At 67.9% G+C, this 15,901-nt stretch carries 15 protein-coding genes; 7 read left to right on the forward strand and 8 right to left on the reverse strand.

Translation table 11 applies throughout. The features are described 5' to 3' along the window. Position 1: 1 nt before the first annotated feature. Complete coding sequence (locus IEY28_RS19945; protein ID WP_189001950.1) at positions 2-1,201, reverse strand: inorganic phosphate transporter; 1,200 nt, start codon at positions 1,199-1,201, stop codon at positions 2-4. Positions 1,202-1,504: 303 nt separating this feature from the next. Here IEY28_RS19945 and IEY28_RS20710 point away from each other — a divergent pair, with 303 nt between their 5' ends. Next, complete coding sequence (locus tag IEY28_RS20710) at positions 1,505-3,409, forward strand: PGF-CTERM sorting domain-containing protein (protein ID WP_229783186.1); 1,905 nt, start codon at positions 1,505-1,507, stop codon at positions 3,407-3,409. On the opposite strand, the gene IEY28_RS19955 is transcribed toward IEY28_RS20710, so the two are convergent. Both IEY28_RS19955 and IEY28_RS19960 read right to left on the reverse strand, forming a co-directional pair. Continuing rightward, on the reverse strand, positions 3,406-3,954 hold the full coding sequence (locus IEY28_RS19955) for a type IV pilin domain-containing protein (protein ID WP_189001951.1): 549 nt from the start codon (positions 3,952-3,954) through the stop codon (positions 3,406-3,408). The two genes, IEY28_RS20710 and IEY28_RS19955, sit on opposite strands and share 4 nt — an antisense overlap. Positions 3,955-4,073: 119 nt before the next feature. Continuing rightward, positions 4,074-4,778 carry a DUF5828 family protein gene (locus IEY28_RS19960; protein ID WP_189001953.1) on the reverse strand — a complete coding sequence of 235 codons (705 nt, stop codon included), beginning with the start codon at positions 4,776-4,778 and terminating at the stop codon, positions 4,074-4,076. A 129-nt stretch (positions 4,779-4,907) separates the two neighbouring features. Here IEY28_RS19960 and IEY28_RS19965 point away from each other — a divergent pair, with 129 nt between their 5' ends. The 5 genes from IEY28_RS19965 (at position 4,908) to upp (ending at position 10,831) form a co-directional block, all read left to right on the forward strand. Further along, positions 4,908-5,600 carry a type 1 glutamine amidotransferase domain-containing protein gene (locus IEY28_RS19965; RefSeq protein WP_189001955.1) on the forward strand — a complete coding sequence of 231 codons (693 nt, stop codon included), beginning with the start codon at positions 4,908-4,910 and terminating at the stop codon, positions 5,598-5,600. 135 nt (positions 5,601-5,735) lie between these two features. Further along, positions 5,736-6,806, forward strand: a complete 1,071-nt coding sequence (locus IEY28_RS19970) for a TAXI family TRAP transporter solute-binding subunit (RefSeq protein ID WP_189001957.1) — start codon at positions 5,736-5,738, stop codon at positions 6,804-6,806. Between the two features lie 55 nt (positions 6,807-6,861). Further along, positions 6,862-7,350: a DUF1850 domain-containing protein gene (locus tag IEY28_RS19975; protein WP_189001959.1), complete on the forward strand. Its 489-nt coding sequence runs from the start codon at positions 6,862-6,864 to the stop codon at positions 7,348-7,350. Then, complete coding sequence (locus IEY28_RS19980; RefSeq protein ID WP_189001960.1) at positions 7,347-10,079, forward strand: TRAP transporter permease; 2,733 nt, start codon at positions 7,347-7,349, stop codon at positions 10,077-10,079. The genes IEY28_RS19975 and IEY28_RS19980 overlap by 4 nt, the downstream gene beginning before the upstream one ends. A 74-nt stretch (positions 10,080-10,153) precedes the next feature. After that, on the forward strand, positions 10,154-10,831 hold the full coding sequence (gene upp, locus IEY28_RS19985; RefSeq protein ID WP_166967530.1) for a uracil phosphoribosyltransferase: 678 nt from the start codon (positions 10,154-10,156) through the stop codon (positions 10,829-10,831). Positions 10,832-11,031: 200 nt separating this feature from the next. On the opposite strand, the gene IEY28_RS19990 is transcribed toward upp, so the two are convergent. The 5 genes from IEY28_RS19990 to IEY28_RS20010 form a co-directional block, all read right to left on the reverse strand. Next, on the reverse strand, positions 11,032-11,643 hold the full coding sequence (locus IEY28_RS19990) for a YigZ family protein (RefSeq protein ID WP_189001963.1): 612 nt from the start codon (positions 11,641-11,643) through the stop codon (positions 11,032-11,034). Between the two features lie 32 nt (positions 11,644-11,675). Then, a complete protein-coding gene (locus tag IEY28_RS19995) occupies positions 11,676-12,023 on the reverse strand; it encodes a 2Fe-2S iron-sulfur cluster-binding protein (protein WP_189001965.1) in 348 nt (115 codons plus the stop codon). A gap of 32 nt (positions 12,024-12,055) precedes the next feature. Continuing rightward, entirely contained in the window at positions 12,056-12,559 is a 504-nt protein-coding gene (trpY, locus tag IEY28_RS20000) for a TrpY family transcription regulator (RefSeq protein ID WP_189001967.1), read from the reverse strand. Positions 12,560-12,564: 5 nt separating this feature from the next. Beyond that, a complete protein-coding gene (hisB, locus tag IEY28_RS20005) occupies positions 12,565-13,152 on the reverse strand; it encodes an imidazoleglycerol-phosphate dehydratase HisB (protein WP_189001970.1) in 588 nt (195 codons plus the stop codon). A gap of 245 nt (positions 13,153-13,397) precedes the next feature. Then, complete coding sequence (locus IEY28_RS20010; protein WP_229783187.1) at positions 13,398-14,612, reverse strand: MFS transporter; 1,215 nt, start codon at positions 14,610-14,612, stop codon at positions 13,398-13,400. Positions 14,613-14,672: 60 nt separating this feature from the next. Here IEY28_RS20010 and IEY28_RS20015 point away from each other — a divergent pair, with 60 nt between their 5' ends. Next, on the forward strand, positions 14,673-15,740 hold the full coding sequence (locus tag IEY28_RS20015; protein WP_189001972.1) for a TrmB family transcriptional regulator sugar-binding domain-containing protein: 1,068 nt from the start codon (positions 14,673-14,675) through the stop codon (positions 15,738-15,740). Positions 15,741-15,901: the final 161 nt, after the last annotated feature.

Consider the following 15,901-nt stretch of genomic DNA (forward strand, 5'->3'; position numbering starts at 1 on the left):
CTCAGAACAGCGCGGTGACGCCGACGAACACGCCGTAGCTCACACCGAACGCCAGCACGAGCGACCCGACCCACGCCAACACCGTCTTGGCCATCTTCTCGCGACTCACCTCGCCGCCGCCGGCGGCCGCACCCGACCCGACGATAGCCGAGACGATAATCTCGTTGAACGAGACGGGGATGCCGAAGAAGACGGCGGCCTGCGCGATGACGAAACTCGGGATGAGCGCCGCGATGGAGCGACGCGGCCCGAGCGAGGAGTAGTCCTGTGAGAGCGCCTTTATCATCCGCGGTGCGCCGGTCCAGGAGCCGATTAGCAGGCCGACGCCGCCGAACAGGAGCACCCCCGTAATCGGGATGGCCGCCGTCGGCCCCTCACCCAGCAGCGGGAGCAAGGGGCCGAGCGCCAGACCGACCTGACTCCCGCCTGCCGAGAACGCCACGAGGCCGCCCAGCACCAGCAGGAAGTGCCGTTGCCCGGCTGCGGCGTCGGCACGCACGTCTCGGTAGAGCAGGCCGCCGCCGAGGGCAGCCGCGACCAGCGTCAGGCCCACGACGGTCGGGAGCGGCGGCGTCCCCAGCGTCTCGGCGGCGGCGCCAGCGACCGACGCCTGCTGGGCGCCGGGCGCCAGCAACACGAACCGGACGTTTGCCAGTAACGCGGCCACGAGACCGCCCAGCACGGGCACGAGCAGTCGCTCGGGCGCGGCCTCGTGGCGAAGCAGCCACGCCGTGGCGAAGGCGATGCCGCCGCCGACGAACGGAGTGGCGACCCACAGCGCGACGATTTCGACGTACTTCGCCGTGGCCGGCTGGCCGCCCATCGCCAGCCCCACGCCGACGACGGCGCCCGTGACGGTAAACGCCGTCGCGATGGGGTAGCCGGTGAAGATACCGATTGCCACGAGGACGGCGGCGGTGAGCAACGCGACGATGGCGGCGATAGCGGAGAGACCGCCGCCGTCCGGGAAGAGGACGAGGCCGCCCCCGACCGTCTCGGTGACGTTTGCACCCTGTAACACCGCGCCGGCCAGTCCGAGAATCCCGACGAAGAAGCCGGCCCGCATCACCGAAATCGCGTTCGCCCCGACGGCGGGCGCGAACGGCGTCGATCCAGAGGACCCGGCACCGATAGCCCACGCCATGAACAGACTCGCCATCGACGCGACCACGAGGGTCACCAGCACATTCGTCGCTACCATCTACACCCGCGTTTGCCTTTGCCCCCAATGAGGCTACCGCTCGCGCCGTCGCGTATCTCCACCCGAAGTGAAGGGGTATGACAACGAACAACATGGGGGCCGGGTGCATCGCTTTCCGTGCGTACGCACCCTCTCGTCTCGACGATGCGACCGTTCGAACGACTCCCGTCGCGGGACGGTAGCAGTGGTCTGCGACGACGCTGCCGGCCCCAGAGGATAGTTCCCGAGCAGGCCGGTGTCGCCATACTATGGGGTGCCGTGTCGGTGAGAACGGTTAATTGACACCCGGTCGAACACCCGTCGATGCCCTCCACGCGATCCTCTCTCACAGCCGAGCGACTGCTCGTACTCGGCGTGTCGGTCCTGCTCGTGACGACGCTCTTCGCGGGGCCAGCATACGCACAGAGCGACGAGCGGTCGGCACCGTCGGTCGACACGTCACGCTACGGCACGCGGTGTGTACAGCCATCTGTGATGGAGACGCCGACCGCTCGCCGTGGCGCCACACCGCCCGCGTCGGTCCCGGTCGTAAACGAGACCGACGACCGTCGCGTCCCCCTCGGTGACGTCGCCGCGGTCCCGCTGTCGGTGCCGGCCGGCGCGAACGTCTCGGTTTCGGTCGGGGCGGATCGGACCGACTCGACAGCACTGGCGATTCGGGACGACGGCGACGGACAGGTCGTCCTCGTCGTGAACACGTACCTCGCCGCGCACGCAGGCACGGACGCCGGCACCTATCGTGTCCGTGGTAATGATACGGTGACGGTCACAAACTGGTCACGTGCGCCGCTCCAGCCCGGTGACTACGCCGTCCGTGCGACGCAGACGGGGACCGCGGTCGCCGAGCGCTCGCTCCGGGTGACGACGCCGGAGATCGGCGGTATCACCGTCCAACGCGCGGCGCCGCAGGTGTTCGAGTCGGCCACGGTCGCCGACGTTCGTGCGGCCAACCGGTCTGGCCTCCTCCGGTCGGGGACCGAGTCGCATTCGATTCCGACGGTCACCGAGGGCGAGACGGCCGTGCTCCGCATCGACGCGCCGAGCATTGTCGGCGCGGTAGCCGCCGCCAACGGTACGACGACCGACCGAGTACTCTCGCTCCGCGCGGACGACATCGAGCTAGAGATATTCGGTCCCTGTGGCGGCATCTTGCTCCGCGAGAGTGCGACCGAACGGGGGTCTGTTCGGGCCCTCGTCGACGCCGGCAACGGGACCCTCTATCTCCTCCTCGACACCGCTCGCCTCGAAGGAGTGCTCGCCGCCGAGCAGACTCTCGACCTCGAAATCGAGGAGACGTCGGTGATAGCGAACCGGGACGTCGAGGCCGAACAGTCGTTCGAGGTGGCGGACGCGTCGCTCAGTGTCGACGGCGTCCGTGCCGAGACAGTCGACGTGCAGGCCGGTAACTGGACCACGATCTCCGGACGGACGGCAATCATGCCGGGGTCGCGGTTCGGGATCTCGCTCGTCTCACGACAGGACCCGACCGTCTCGCGGCGGGCGACTGCGACTGTCCACGCGAACGGCACGTTCCAGACGACGCTCGACACGCGGTCCCTCTCGTCGCCCGGCCTGTACGACCTGACCGTGTTCCACCGCCAGTACCGGAGCGGGGCGGGGGACCCGCCGTCGATATGGTGGGACGCCCACCCCGGCTACCGAGGCGAGACCACGACCACCGTCTACCTCGACGACGTATCACTCCCGAAAGGCGGGTTCCTCGTCGCCTACGAGTACGACGAGACGCGGGACGCGTTCCACCCCGTCGGGACGGCTACCGAGATGGACGACTTCGAGTTGCCGCGTACTGTCGACGATCACGTCCTCGTCGTCGCCCATCGCGACGGCGACGACGACGGACGATTCGACGGGCCGGTAACCGACCCGGCGTACCGCCTGAGCGGACACCCGGTACAAGCGTGGACGGCGACGGTCGAGAGCGTCTCGACGCCGGTCCCGAACGTGTCGTTCGCGGGGCCAGAGAGCGCGGTCGACGGGCGGTCGACGTCGACGGCCACGGTGACCGAGTCACCGACAGCGGTGACACGGACGCCAAACACGCCGACTGCGGCGGTACGGACCACCGACTCCTCGACGGGGGCTGTGACAACCGGGGACCGGCAAACCGGTGCGACCGGTGTCGGTTTCGGTCCAGTGGTCACGCTCCTCGCACTGGTGGTCGCGGCGCTTCTCGCACGCCGACGTTAGTCGTTCGGACAGTGGTCCGGAACGTGGTTGTCGTTACTGTCGAGCGGTGAGGAGGTGGGGATCCGCGGTGGCGTCGACGCCGTCCACTTGTTCACGACCAGCGAGTCGCCGTCCTCGTTCTGCAGAATGATCCAGTACGTCCGACCCTCACAGATGGGTTCGAGGACGGCGTCGCTCGCGAACCCGTCGATGTGGACGTACTCCCCGGCGTGGACCTTCGGCCCGCCGGTCCACACGTCGTCCCAGTAGATGCTGTTGCCCGCGTCGTCCTTGATCAGCACGTTGTCGGCGTCGACGGTCCGGCCGACCTCGTGCGTGATGACGACGTACGGTCGGTTGTCCGTGTTCCCCTCGCCCGAGGGCGCGTACTCGCGGTCGAACCCGCCGCTGGGGGCGGGTTCTTGGAGTTCGCCCTCGAACCCGACCGCGAGCGACGCGACCACCGCCGCGAGGACGACGACGATGGCCGCCATGAGGATGACGCCGACGACGGGGGACACCGCACGACTGCTGTTTGGTCCGCTGTGAGGGCTAGCGTACGACATGGGAACCTTCTGTTTCGCTATGCGCCGTATAAAAATAAATGGAGTGGTGCTGTTTCAGACGCTGAAACAACCGCTGGCCGTGTCACACCCGCCGCCGAGTCGGCGACACGAACGCCGCCTCAGTTCGTCTTCGCATCGGTCTCTTCACCCGGTTCCGTCGCCTCGACGCCCTCGGCGGCCTCGACGGCCTCGGTCACCTTCTCGGTGTCGACGTGCCAGCGGTCGACCGATTGGTCGTAGTCGGCCAGTCGGTTCGAGACGCGCATCTTCAGGTCGTCGTCGTTGACGTTGACTTCGAAGACGTACTCGGGGCGGTCCTCGTCGCCGATGCGCCGGAGGTTCGCGCTGACGAGTTCGTTGTCGAAGTAGTACGGCGCTATCTGTGTCATCACGTTGCGGTAGACGGCGTCCTCGACCTTCCGGAGCGCTTTCCGGCCGGCGGAGTCGGCCGCACGCGCGACGTAGTCGACGGACTCGCCCCACTTGTCGATGGCCTCGTCGGGTTCGTCTAAGTTCTCGTAGGACTCGCTCAACTTCTCGCCGGCCGTCTGGAGGTCCTCGTCGGGGTTCTTGCCCGCCTGCTCTCCCTTCCCTTCGTCGACGCTCGCCTGCTCTGCGGTCTTCTCGTTGACGTCCTCGTCGAGTCGCTCGTGGCTCTTCGGGCGCCACTCGTCGAACTCCGAGAGGGCGCCGTCGTCTACCTCTGCGGTCTCGTCGTCGACGAGGTCTTTCAGTGCTTGCGTGATTCGCTCGCCGTGTTCGACCACGTCGACCCAACCACCCTGTGTCTTGAATCCGGAGACGCTCTCTTCGATATCTGCCATTGTAGAACGAGTTCGTGGTGCGGACGGTCTGGTACCGTGCTTGAAACGTCTTGTCGCTCCGGCCGGTTAAGCGTTTCCGCCCCGGTGGCCGGCGGCCACTTATCAGGATTGACCGTGTACCATGTCGTGATGCCATCCGCACTATTCGTAGTCAGCGAGCACGGCTACTGGGGCGAGGAGTGTATCGAACCGCTGACGACGCTGACAGATGCCGGCGTCGACGTCACCGTTGCCACGCCGTCGGGCGAGAAACCGGTCGTCGACGAGCGCTCGGTCGATCCCGAGGAGGTCGGCGAGGAGACCGCAGCGCACGTCGTGGAGGTCCACGAAACCGACGAGCGACTCAACGACCCGACGCCCATCGCTCGGACCGACGCCGCCGATTACGACGCCGTCGTCTTCCCCGGCGGCCACGGGACCGCGTGGGACGTCAATCAGGACAGCGACGCGCGCCGACTCCTGCGCGACGCCGTCGAGAGCGACAGTGAGAAAGCGCTGGTCGTCTGCCACGCCGTCGGTATCCTCGCGTTCACCCGCGACAGCGACGGTGGATTCCTCGCGGCGGGCCGGTCGGTCACCGGGTTCCCGAACGCGTGGGAGGAGGGCATCGTCGACGAGGACGACCTGATGCCCGACGGTCGCAAACTCCCCTACTGGGTCGAGGACGAGGTCAAAGCCGTCGGCGCCGAGTGGGACGCCGAACTCGACGCCGACACGAGCGTCACCGTCGACGGCGACCTGATCACCGCCCGTGGCCCGCCCTCCTCGGCGGCGGCCGCTCGGACGCTACTCGAGGAACTGGGCGTCGAAAGCCCCGCCTAACCCGAGTACGCTACCCATTCCCTCGCTCGGTTTTCGGCCGTCCCGTCGCGCCCGCGGAGACCTGCTTTTTCCTCCGGAAGGGGCGCTGTAACCTGTGTATATCTTAGTGCGTAGCAGGGGAGTTTCAATGGACGTATGTCAGAAGACCCTACGCGGAAATCCACCCGACGGCGCTTCGTTCGAGCGGCCGGACTGACAGGTGTCGTCGCCCTCGCAGGCTGTGGCGGCGACGGCGGCGACGGCGGCGATGGCGGTGATGGTGGGGCCGAAACCGAGACTACCGCCATGGGCGACGGCGGTGATGGCGAGACCGAGACCACCGGGGACGGCGGCGATGGCGGTGGACAGACGGAGACGCGCCTTTCCTGGCACGCCGGCGGGACCGGTGGGACGTACTTCCCGCTCTCGAACGAGTTCAAGACCATCGTCGAGGCAAACACCGAGTTCACGCTGAACGTCCAGTCGACGGGCGCAAGCGTCGAGAACGTCGGCAACCTCGCCAGCGGGGACGCCGACTTCGCGCTCATCCAGAACGACATCGCCTCCTTCGCGAAGAACGGGACCGGCATTGACGCGTTCAAGGGCAATGCCGTCCAGAACCTGACGGGGGTCGCGACGCTGTACCCCGAGACCATCACCGTCGTCACGCTGGCCAACACCGGCATCACGCAACTGTCGGATCTCTCCGGGAAGACGATCAACACCGGTGACCTCGGGTCGGGCACGCAGGTCAACGCCCTCCAGATTCTGGAGGCTGTGGGTATCTCGAACTTCACCGAACAGAACGCCTCCTTCTCGCAGGCGGCCGACCAGTTACGGAACGGCGACATCGACGCGGCGTTCGTCGTCGGCGGGTGGCCCGTCGGCGCCATCGAGGACTTAGCGAACACGAACGACCTCGTCATCGTCCCCATCCGGGGCCAGAACCGACAGGCCGTCAAGGAGGCGGCGTCGTGGTTCGCCGACGACACCATTCCCGGTGGCACGTACACCGGTGTCGGGAACGACGTCCAGACGGTCGCCGTGCAGGCGATGATTGCCACCCGCAGGGAACTGTCCGAATCGACGGTGGAGACCGTGACGGCGGCTATCTTCGACAACGTCGACCAACTCACCATCAAGACGGACTTCATCAGCAAGGAGTCGGCCCAGGACGGCATGTCCATCGAACTCCACCCCGGGGCGGCGGCGTACTTCGACGCCTGACCCGACCCGTGGTGCCAGCATCGCCCGCTACCCACGCTCGCCGGACGCCCACGACATGACTCGGCGCGTCGCCGTCGCACTCGCGTTCGTCGCGTTGCTCGCACTCGGGACGGCCGCGGCGGTACCGACCCAGCGGGTCCTCGTCGTCGAGGACGCCGAGAACGGAGAGCCGTACCTGACGGCCCCCGTCGAGAACGGGACGACGGTGGCGCTCGAATACACCCACAGCGTCGAGAAGACCCGCGTCTACGACGGCTACACCGTCAGAGGCGACCGACTCGTCATGACCCGGATGGAGTTCGAATCGTACGGCTGGGGGCTGCCCAGCGGCGCGAACGTCACCCGGGAGAACGGGACGCTCGTCTACGACCCACCGGGGGCCTACACGCGATTCACCGTCGCACCCGGTGCCGTTGCAGGTCACCGCCTCCACGTCGGCGACCGGACCTACGATCTGGTCGCACTGAGCGACGAGCGCTCCGTGACCCTCCACCTCACCCGGCGGTCGGCGCTCGCGGCCGCTACGGATTCACTCGATACATGACCACGACACCACCCGGAGACGACACAGTGGACTCGCCCGAGGACGCCGCCGTCACCGACGAGGAGGTCGACGAAGTCCTTCAGGAGATAGAGCGCAAGCGGTCGTTGCAGGGCGCTGCGGCGGTTGTCGTCGCCATCGTCGGCATCACCTTTTCGGTGTTTCAGATGTGGCTGGCAGCGAAGGGGTTCGTCCTCTCCGTCGACCTGCCGGGTCTCGGCACGGTTCAGTTCGCGGCCCTGCAGTTGCTCCAGATAAACGCCGTCCACGTCGCGTTCGGACTCGTACTCACCTTCCTGCTGTATCCGACCTCGACCGGCGACGGGCCGCTGTCGGGACGCGCCGTCGCGCTGGCGGCGTGGCTCGACGACCGACTCGGGGCCGACCACCCCGTGACCCGCACGGTTCGCGCCGTCGGCGGCGCGCTCGCGTGGGTGTTCGTCGACCCCGACTTCGACCGCGTGACGCCGCTCGACGTGGTGTTGATGGGTATCTCGGTGCTGGCGGCGGCGTACTTCATCACCGACTTTCAGGAGATACAGCGGATGCGCGCGCTCGGACTGGAGTCCGGCCGACCCATTCAGGGAGTGTTCACGTTCCTCGAACCGATTGCGGGACTGCTCGGACCGCTCGCGGACACCTCCTACGCGTTCGTGTTGGGCGTCGTCGGCGTCTTGCTTGTGCTCGAAGCCACTCGGCGGGCCATCAGCCTCTACCTGATGGTCATCGTCGCGGCGTTCGTCGTCTACGCCCGCTTTGGCTTTCTCATCCCGCAGAACACGGCGTACGTGGGCGTCCTCTCTATCCCGCCGCTGGCGTGGGACTCCATCATTCAGAACCTCTGGTACAACACGGAAAACGGCGTGTTCGGCATCCCGGTGACCGTCTCGGTGCAGTTCATCTACATCTTCATCCTCTTTGGGGCGTTTCTGGAGATGTCCGGGGCCGGCCAGTGGTTCATCGACCTCGCGTACGGCGCGACGGGGACCCGGCGGGGCGGCCCAGCGAAGGCCTCGATTCTGGCCAGCGGGTTCATGGGGACCATCTCCGGGTCCTCTATCGCCAACACCGTCACGACGGGCGCGTTCACGATTCCGCTGATGAAGCGGTCTGGCTACCGCCCCGAGTTCGCCGGCGGCGTCGAGGCCTCGGCGTCGTCCGGCGGGCAGATTCTCCCGCCGGTGATGGGCGCCGCCGCGTTCCTCATCGTCCAGTACACGGTGACCCCGTTCCGCGACGTCATCATCGCCGCCACCATCCCGGCCATCGTCTTCTTCTTCGGCATCTGGGTGATGGTCCACTTCGAGGCGACAAAGCGCAACATCGGCGGTTTGGACCCCTCCGAACTGGTTGACATCCGCCAGCACCTCACGACCGGGTGGTTCTACCTCGTCCCCATCGGCCTCCTGCTGTACTACCTCATCATCGAACGGCTCTCGGTCGCCCGGTCGGCGTGGTTCACGCTCATCGCCATCGGGGCGCTCGTCGCCCTCGTGGCGGCGTACAGCGACGAGACGCGGGGACGACTCGTCGCTATCTTCGGCGCCCTGTTCGTCGCCAACTTCGTCGCGCAACTGCTCGCGGGCGTCGGATTCCTCGGTGCGCTGCTCGGTGACGGTACCGGCGGCCAGTCGGCACAGGCGGCGTTTGCGGCCACCGTCGGCGGCCTCGGCGGAATGGCGATCGTCGCGGGCGTCCTGACGCTGGCGACGCGCCCCGCTCTCGACTCGCCCATCCTCTCGTTCGACGACGCCGTCGACGACGCCGCCCAGACGACGGCCGACGCTCTCGGCCGGTCCGAACTGGCGAGTAACGGGGTCTACCGACTCACCGTCTTCCTCGGGAAGTCGATGGAGAGCGGCGCTCGGACGGCGGTGCCTGTCGTCATCGCCGTCGCCGCGGCGGGCATCATCCCCGGCGTCATCAGCGTCTCCGGTCTCGGGCCGAATCTGGTGGCGCTCATCCGCGCCGTCGCCGGCGGGTCGCTGGTCCTCCTGCTTCTGGTCACTGCCGTCGCCTCCATCATCCTCGGGATGGGGATGCCGACCACCGTGACGTACATCATCCTCGTCTCGTTGCTCGCGCCGGCGCTGGTGGGGTTTGGCGTTCCGGAACTGGCCGCGCACCTGTTCATCCTCTATTTCGGCGTCATCGCGGACATCACGCCGCCGGTGGCCGTCGCCGCCTACGCGGCCTCGGGGGTGGCGAAATCCGACGCCTTCCAGACGGGCATCGAGGCGTTCTCGCTGTCGCTGAACAAGGCTATCGTCCCGTTCGCGTTCGTCCTCGCACCCGGCATCGTCCTCCTGCGACGGAAGGCCAACGCCGACGAACTCCCCCTCGGCGAGCAGTACCGCGTGGTCCAGCTGACGGACTTTTTGGACCCCGGCTTCGCCATCTTCGAGGTGTTCATCCCCGTCGCCGGGGTGTTCGTCGGTGTCGTCGCGCTGGCGGCGACGGTCATCGGCTACGTCTCGGCCCCGGTCTCTCGCAGCCAGCGGGGGGCCTTCGCGGTCAGTTCCCTCCTTCTGATGGCGCCCGGACTGGCAGTCTCCGGGCTGTACGATCTGTTGGGACTGATCGGCGTCGGCGTCGGCGGCGGCGAGGTGTCGCTGGTCGTCGACATCGGCCTCCGGGCGGTCGGTCTCGTGTTGTTCGTCGCGCTCATGCTGGAGAACCGCCGGCGCGGGGAGGCCGTCGCGGAGTCGGCCGCCGGGGCGGAACCGGCGTGAACTGACGGTGGGCCGCCGCGACACGGCCACTCGAATGTCGTCACAGTTTAATCGGCGCGCACCGACGGGCCGGTATGACTATCGAAGAGCGCGGCGACGCCTCGCTCGTCACGCACGCCCTCGCGAAGGACGAACTGTCGCGACTGCGCGACGTCGAGACCGAACAGGTCGAGTTCCGCAAAGGACTGGTCCGACTGGGCCGCATCTGCGGCTACGAGATCATCGACGGTCGGATGGAGACCGAGTACACGGAGATCCAGACGCCGCTAACGACGACGATGGGCGAACGCGTGAAAGGACTCGACGACGTCGTCATCGTCAACGTCCTCCGGGCGGCGACGCCGTTCGTCGAGGGCCTGCTCAAGGCGTTCCCGCGTGCCCGACAGGGCGTCATCTCCGCGAGTCGCGACGAGTCAGCGGGGATGAACGAGGACGGCGAGTTCCCCATCTCCGTCGAGTACGAGAAGATGCCCGACATCAGCGAGGACGACACCGTCATCGTCGCCGACCCGATGCTGGCCACCGGGTCGACGATGTGTACGGTCCTCGACCACATCACGAGCAACGGGCCCGACCCGGAGCGACTCATCGTCCTCTCGGCGGTGTCGGCCCCGCCGGGCGTCGTCCGCGTCGCCGAGGCGTTCCCCGACGTGGACCTCCTGACCGTCGCAATCGACGACGAACTCGACGACGACGGCTTCATCGTCCCCGGACTCGGCGACGCCGGCGACCGCGCGTTCCGTACGGACTGAGCGCGACCCGAAACCCGTATAAGCGGGATGCCACAACAGCCGTGACGTCCCGAGCCCCCTCGACGTTTTCGTCGGCTGTCGAACCCCTTCACTTCAGTTGGAAAACGACAGACAGCTATCGAATTCACTTCCACACGAAACGGTGTCTGACGCACGCATGACGAGTCAGGTGCTCGCTGGTGTCGTCGGCTGTCGAACCGTCATTCGGGGTCGCTCGCGTCGATACTCGCTCGGCCGCTGGTCGCACTGCGGATGCGGTCTCTGAGGGCCGCCCCCTCCGCCGTCGGGACGCGGACGGCAAAGCGCACCTCGGCCTCGTAGTCGGCCTCGAACTCCACGTCGGCGGATTCGAGCAGTCCCCGGACGCTCCCGGAGTCGTCGTACTCGACGGTGACGGTAAAGCGCTCGTGGGGGACCGACTCGACGACGCCCGCGGCGTCGACGCCCTCTTTGACCGCCCGACCGTACGCCCGGGCCAACCCACCGACCCCCAGATTCGTCCCGCCGTAGTAGCGAGTGACGACGGCGACGACGTTCTCTAACTCCTGTTGCTGGAGGACGTTCAGCGCCGGTTTGCCCGCACTGCCGCTCGGTTCGCCGTCGTCGCTCGCGTACTCCCGAAACGGGGAGGCCCGAACGCGGTAGGCCGGCACGTTGTGGGTGGCGTCGGCGTACGTCTCGTAGATTTCCTCGACGAACGCTTCCGCCTCGTCGACGGTCTCGACGGGGGCGACGTGACCGATGAACTCCGAGCCCTGCACCTCGAAGCGGGCCTCCGCCCGTTCCGCGACGGTCAGATAGCTCTCTGCCACGCCGGTCGGTACTCCCGGCGGGCGAATAGCCCTTATCCTTCGCCGGACCCGCCGCCGGTCTCGCGCCCGCCCCACACGCGCTTGTCGAGTACCTGCACCCGCATCCCGTCCCGGACTCGTAGCTGACAGGACAGTCGCGGGTAGCCAAAGCGGTCGGCGAGGTCGTCGTGCCAGTGGTCGGGGTCGGGGGTCTCGGCCAGTCGGACCCCACAGGTCGCACAGAGGCCGCGCCCGCCGCAGTTGAGACGACGGGCGTAGCGACCATGCGGGCTGATCCCGGCGTCGAGGAGGGCGTCCCGGAGGACGCGCCCCTCCTCGGCGACCACCTCGTGAACCGCGCCGTCGGGCGTCTCGACGGTGACCGTGACGGGATAGCGCATACGGCCCGGTCGGGCCGCGAAGTGAAAAGGACTCAGGCCAGTTCGATGGTCCGGACGAACGGCATCGCCCGAATCTCGTTGATGAGGTCCCCCGGCAACGCCTCGTCGGTGATGACGTACAGGCGCGGTTCGTCCGTGAACTCCGGGTCCTCGGAGAGGACCTGCCGGATGGAGATGTCCCGGTCGGCGATGGCGCCCGTGACCGTCGAGACGATGCCCGACTCCTCGGCCGACCGCACGGAGACGGTGATGGCGGTGAGGTCCAGCACCGGTGCCAAATCGAGCAGACTCGGGACCGAAGAGATGTTGCGGAAGATGCGGCGCAACTCCTCGTCCTCTAAGATGGCGTCCGTCGTCGCGTTCACGACCCGGCGGTCGACGCCGGCCTCGCGGGCGATGCCGGTGTTCGGAATCTCGATGCCCCCCGAGACGACCCGGCCCTCCTCGTTGACCGAGAACCCCCGCTCCAGCAGGAGGCGGATGACCGCCTGCTGGCCCGGCGAGTCCTCGAACTTCGCCATTATCTCGTCGAACATCGGCGCTACAGTTCGCCCTTCGTGCTCGCGACGTCGCTCCGTCGCTCGTCGATGCGGGTGGCGTCGTCCAGCGCCCGCGCCAGTCCCTTGAACAGCGCCTCTATCTCGTGGTGGGCGTTCTCGCCGTCGACGCCGCAGTGCAGCGTGAGACCGGCGTTGGTCGAGAGCGAGCGCCCGAAGTGTTTCGCCATGTGGCTGGTCATCTCACCGACCTCGCTCTGGGAGAACTCGCCGTCGAAACTGTAGTACGGCCGGCCCGAGATGTCCACGACGACGCTGGCGACGGCCTCGTCCAGCGGGACTCTCCGGTCGGCAAAGCGGGTGATACCGCGCTTCTCGCCCAGCGCTTCCTCGAAGGCCTGCCCCAGCGTGATGGCCACGTCCTCGACGGTGTGGTGGTCGTCGACGTCGAGGTCGCCGTCGCAGTCGACGGTCAGGTCAAAGAGGCCGTGCGTCGAGAAGGAATCGAGCATGTGGTCGAAGAAACCGATACCGGTGTCGACGGTCGAGTCGCCGTCGCCGTCGATATCGAGCGTCACCTCGATGTCCGTCTCGGCTGTCTCGCGGGTGACGGCCGCGGTGCGGTCGCTCATACGTTGCCTCTGACGGGCCGTCTATATGGGAATTGCGTCCGCTCGGTGTCGCTGGTGCTCCGCTCGGGGTCGGCACTGCTGTCGCGCACACCCGGAAAGCCCCCGGCCGCTGGGCTACTGCAACTCGCTGTGTGTCCTTCGCGCCTCGGTCCGGTGCTCGCGTCGTTTCGAACGCCCAGCGACCGGCCCCGTTCGGTCCCACGCGACAGTTCTCCAACCGGCAGACAGTGGCTGGTTCGTCGCCGTCAGGACTCCTGTACGCGCCCGGTCGTGTACCACGCCACGAGGAGGAGGGCGAGGAGCGCACACAGCGGCAGCAACAGGAGGCGCATCGCCTGGACGACGTCCGAGCCGCTGATGACGAAGCCCATGATGGCGGGGACGGCGGCGAATCCCGCCGAGGACGTGACGGCGGCCGTCGAGTTGACCGGGGTGCTGTGTTCCGGCATGCCGTCGACGCCGTAGGCGACCAGCGTCGGGTACAGGCCCGAGAGCAACAGACCGAAGGTGAAGACGCCCGCGAGGAGGCCGTACCCATCGGCGACGAAGAACGTATACCAGAACGTCGGAACCGAGAGCGCGACGAGACCGGCGCTCAGGCGGAGGTAACCGAACCGCTCCGAGAGGCGTCCGGAGACGAACCGACCGGGGACGTACGCGGCGAGCAGCACCGACAGCGACGCCGTCGCCAGCGTGTCGGAGAGACGACTCTGTGCGTAGGTGGTCAGCCACGTGAAGATACCGCCCTCGAACCCGGAGACGAGGAAGACGCCGGCGGCCATCGCCAGCACTTCGGGCCGGCGGACGAGACGCCGGACCGCGGTCAGGTCCATCGGGTCGTCGCCGCCGCCGACCGCGGGCGTCGGCAGCGAGTGGACCAGCAGGAGGAGCGGAACGAACGCCACGGCGAGCGCGAAGTAGGCGTAGCGCCAGTCGCCCGCGAGGAGCGCCCCGGCTACGAGCAGCGGGCCGATGGTCGCGCCGACGGCCCACATCATGTCGTAGTAGCCGAACAGCCGCCCCCGCTGGCTGGGGTAGAGGTGGCTCAAGAGCGGGCGGGCGCTCCCGCGGCCGACGCCGGTGAACATCCCCCGACCGAACAGCGCCGCGAGAAAGAACAGGAACGAGGGAGCGACGCCCATTACGAGGATGCCGGCGCCGGTGCCGACGACCGCGAGCAAGAGCAGGCGTCGGGTGTCGAACCGGCCGCCGACCGCGCCGACGAGCATCACCACCACGAGAAAGCCGACGGTGCCGGCCGGCGCGACCAGTCCGAGTTGCCACTCCGGCGCGCCGAACTGCTGTTGGAGGGCCGGGATGACCGCCCCGCGCATCTGCAGGCCAGCGCCCTCTAGCGCCATGTACGCGAACGCGACGACCGTCCACCACCGTCGGCTCGTCCGCTCGGTGTCGCTCTCGTGGTCCGTCTCGGCCGCTGTGGCGGTGGCCGTCTCGCCCATACTCTGGTCTGAGCGCCCTATGGGAAAAATATTTTGTATGTAGTAGAATAACTCTCTACCATGTCTGCGGAGGCGCTGCGCGAGCATCTCGCGACGTTCGGACTCTCGGAGAAGGAGATAGCGGCGTATCTGGCGGTGCTGCGGGTCGGCGAGGCGACGACTGGCGAGGTGTCGGCGGCCGCGGACGTCTCCCAGGGCTACGTCTACGAAATCGCTGGATCGCTCACCGAGCGCGGACTGGTCACCATCGACGAGACGGCCAGTCCGACGGTCCTCCGGGCCCGACCGCCCGAAGAGGCGCTGGGCTCGCTCGCCTCCCGCCTCGACGAGGTGCGCGAGAGCGTCGAGACGCTGTACACTGCGCCGGCCGACGACGGCCCGGCGCTCGAAGTCGTCCACTCCCGGTCGACGGTCCGAAAGCGGGCCACGCAGTACCTCGCCGCCGCCGACCGGGAGGCGTTCCTCGTCCTCCCAGCCCCGGAGGTTTCCCACCTCGACGACGCCCTCGCCGAGGCCCGGGACCGCGGCGTCTTCGTCTATCTGCTCGCCGTCGCGCCCCTCTCGGCTGAGACGCTAGACGTGGACTGGAGCGCGTGTACTGACGTCGTCAGGACGTGGGACGCCGCGCCGCCGGTCCACGTCCTCGTCGACGACACGACGGGGCTGTTCGGGGCGCACGGCATCCTCTCGGGTCGACACGGCGAGGAGTACGCGCTTGCGTTCGCCCAGCGAGAGGTCTGGAGCGGCTTCTTCGGCAACGCCGTCGCCAACTTCTGGCCGATGGGCGAGGACCACTACGTCACCGACCCCGACCCGCTTCCGGCCACCTACGGTCACCTCCGGACGGCGGCGACCAACGCTGCGCTCCACCGGGCGGCAGGCCGGGAGTTGCTGGCCGACGTCACCATCGAAGACGTCGAGGCCGGGACCGAACGCCGCTACGAGCGGGTCCCGGTCGTCGCGGTGCGCCAGAACCTCGTCGGCGACCCGACCAACGACTTCCCGATGGAGAACAGCATCGTCTTCGAGACCTCGGACGGTCGCATCGCCGCGGGCAACACCGACGGCGGTATCGGGCCGTTCTACGAGGGGTACGGCGCCCGGTCGGTGACGCTGTATGAGGGCTAGCGAGGGCCGCGACCGACGGTCGCGGCCCTCGGAGAAGCGCAGCGGTGACTGGCAGGAACCGCGAGCAGGCGGGGTGGTGTGGGCTGTGCGGATGGGACCGACGGTCGCGGCCCTCGGAGAAGCGCAGCGGTGACTGGCAGGAACCGCGAGCAGGCGGGGTG

This window comes from Haloarcula pellucida, from assembly GCF_014647235.1.
Taxonomy (GTDB): Archaea; Halobacteriota; Halobacteria; order Halobacteriales; family Haloarculaceae; genus Haloarcula; species Haloarcula pellucida.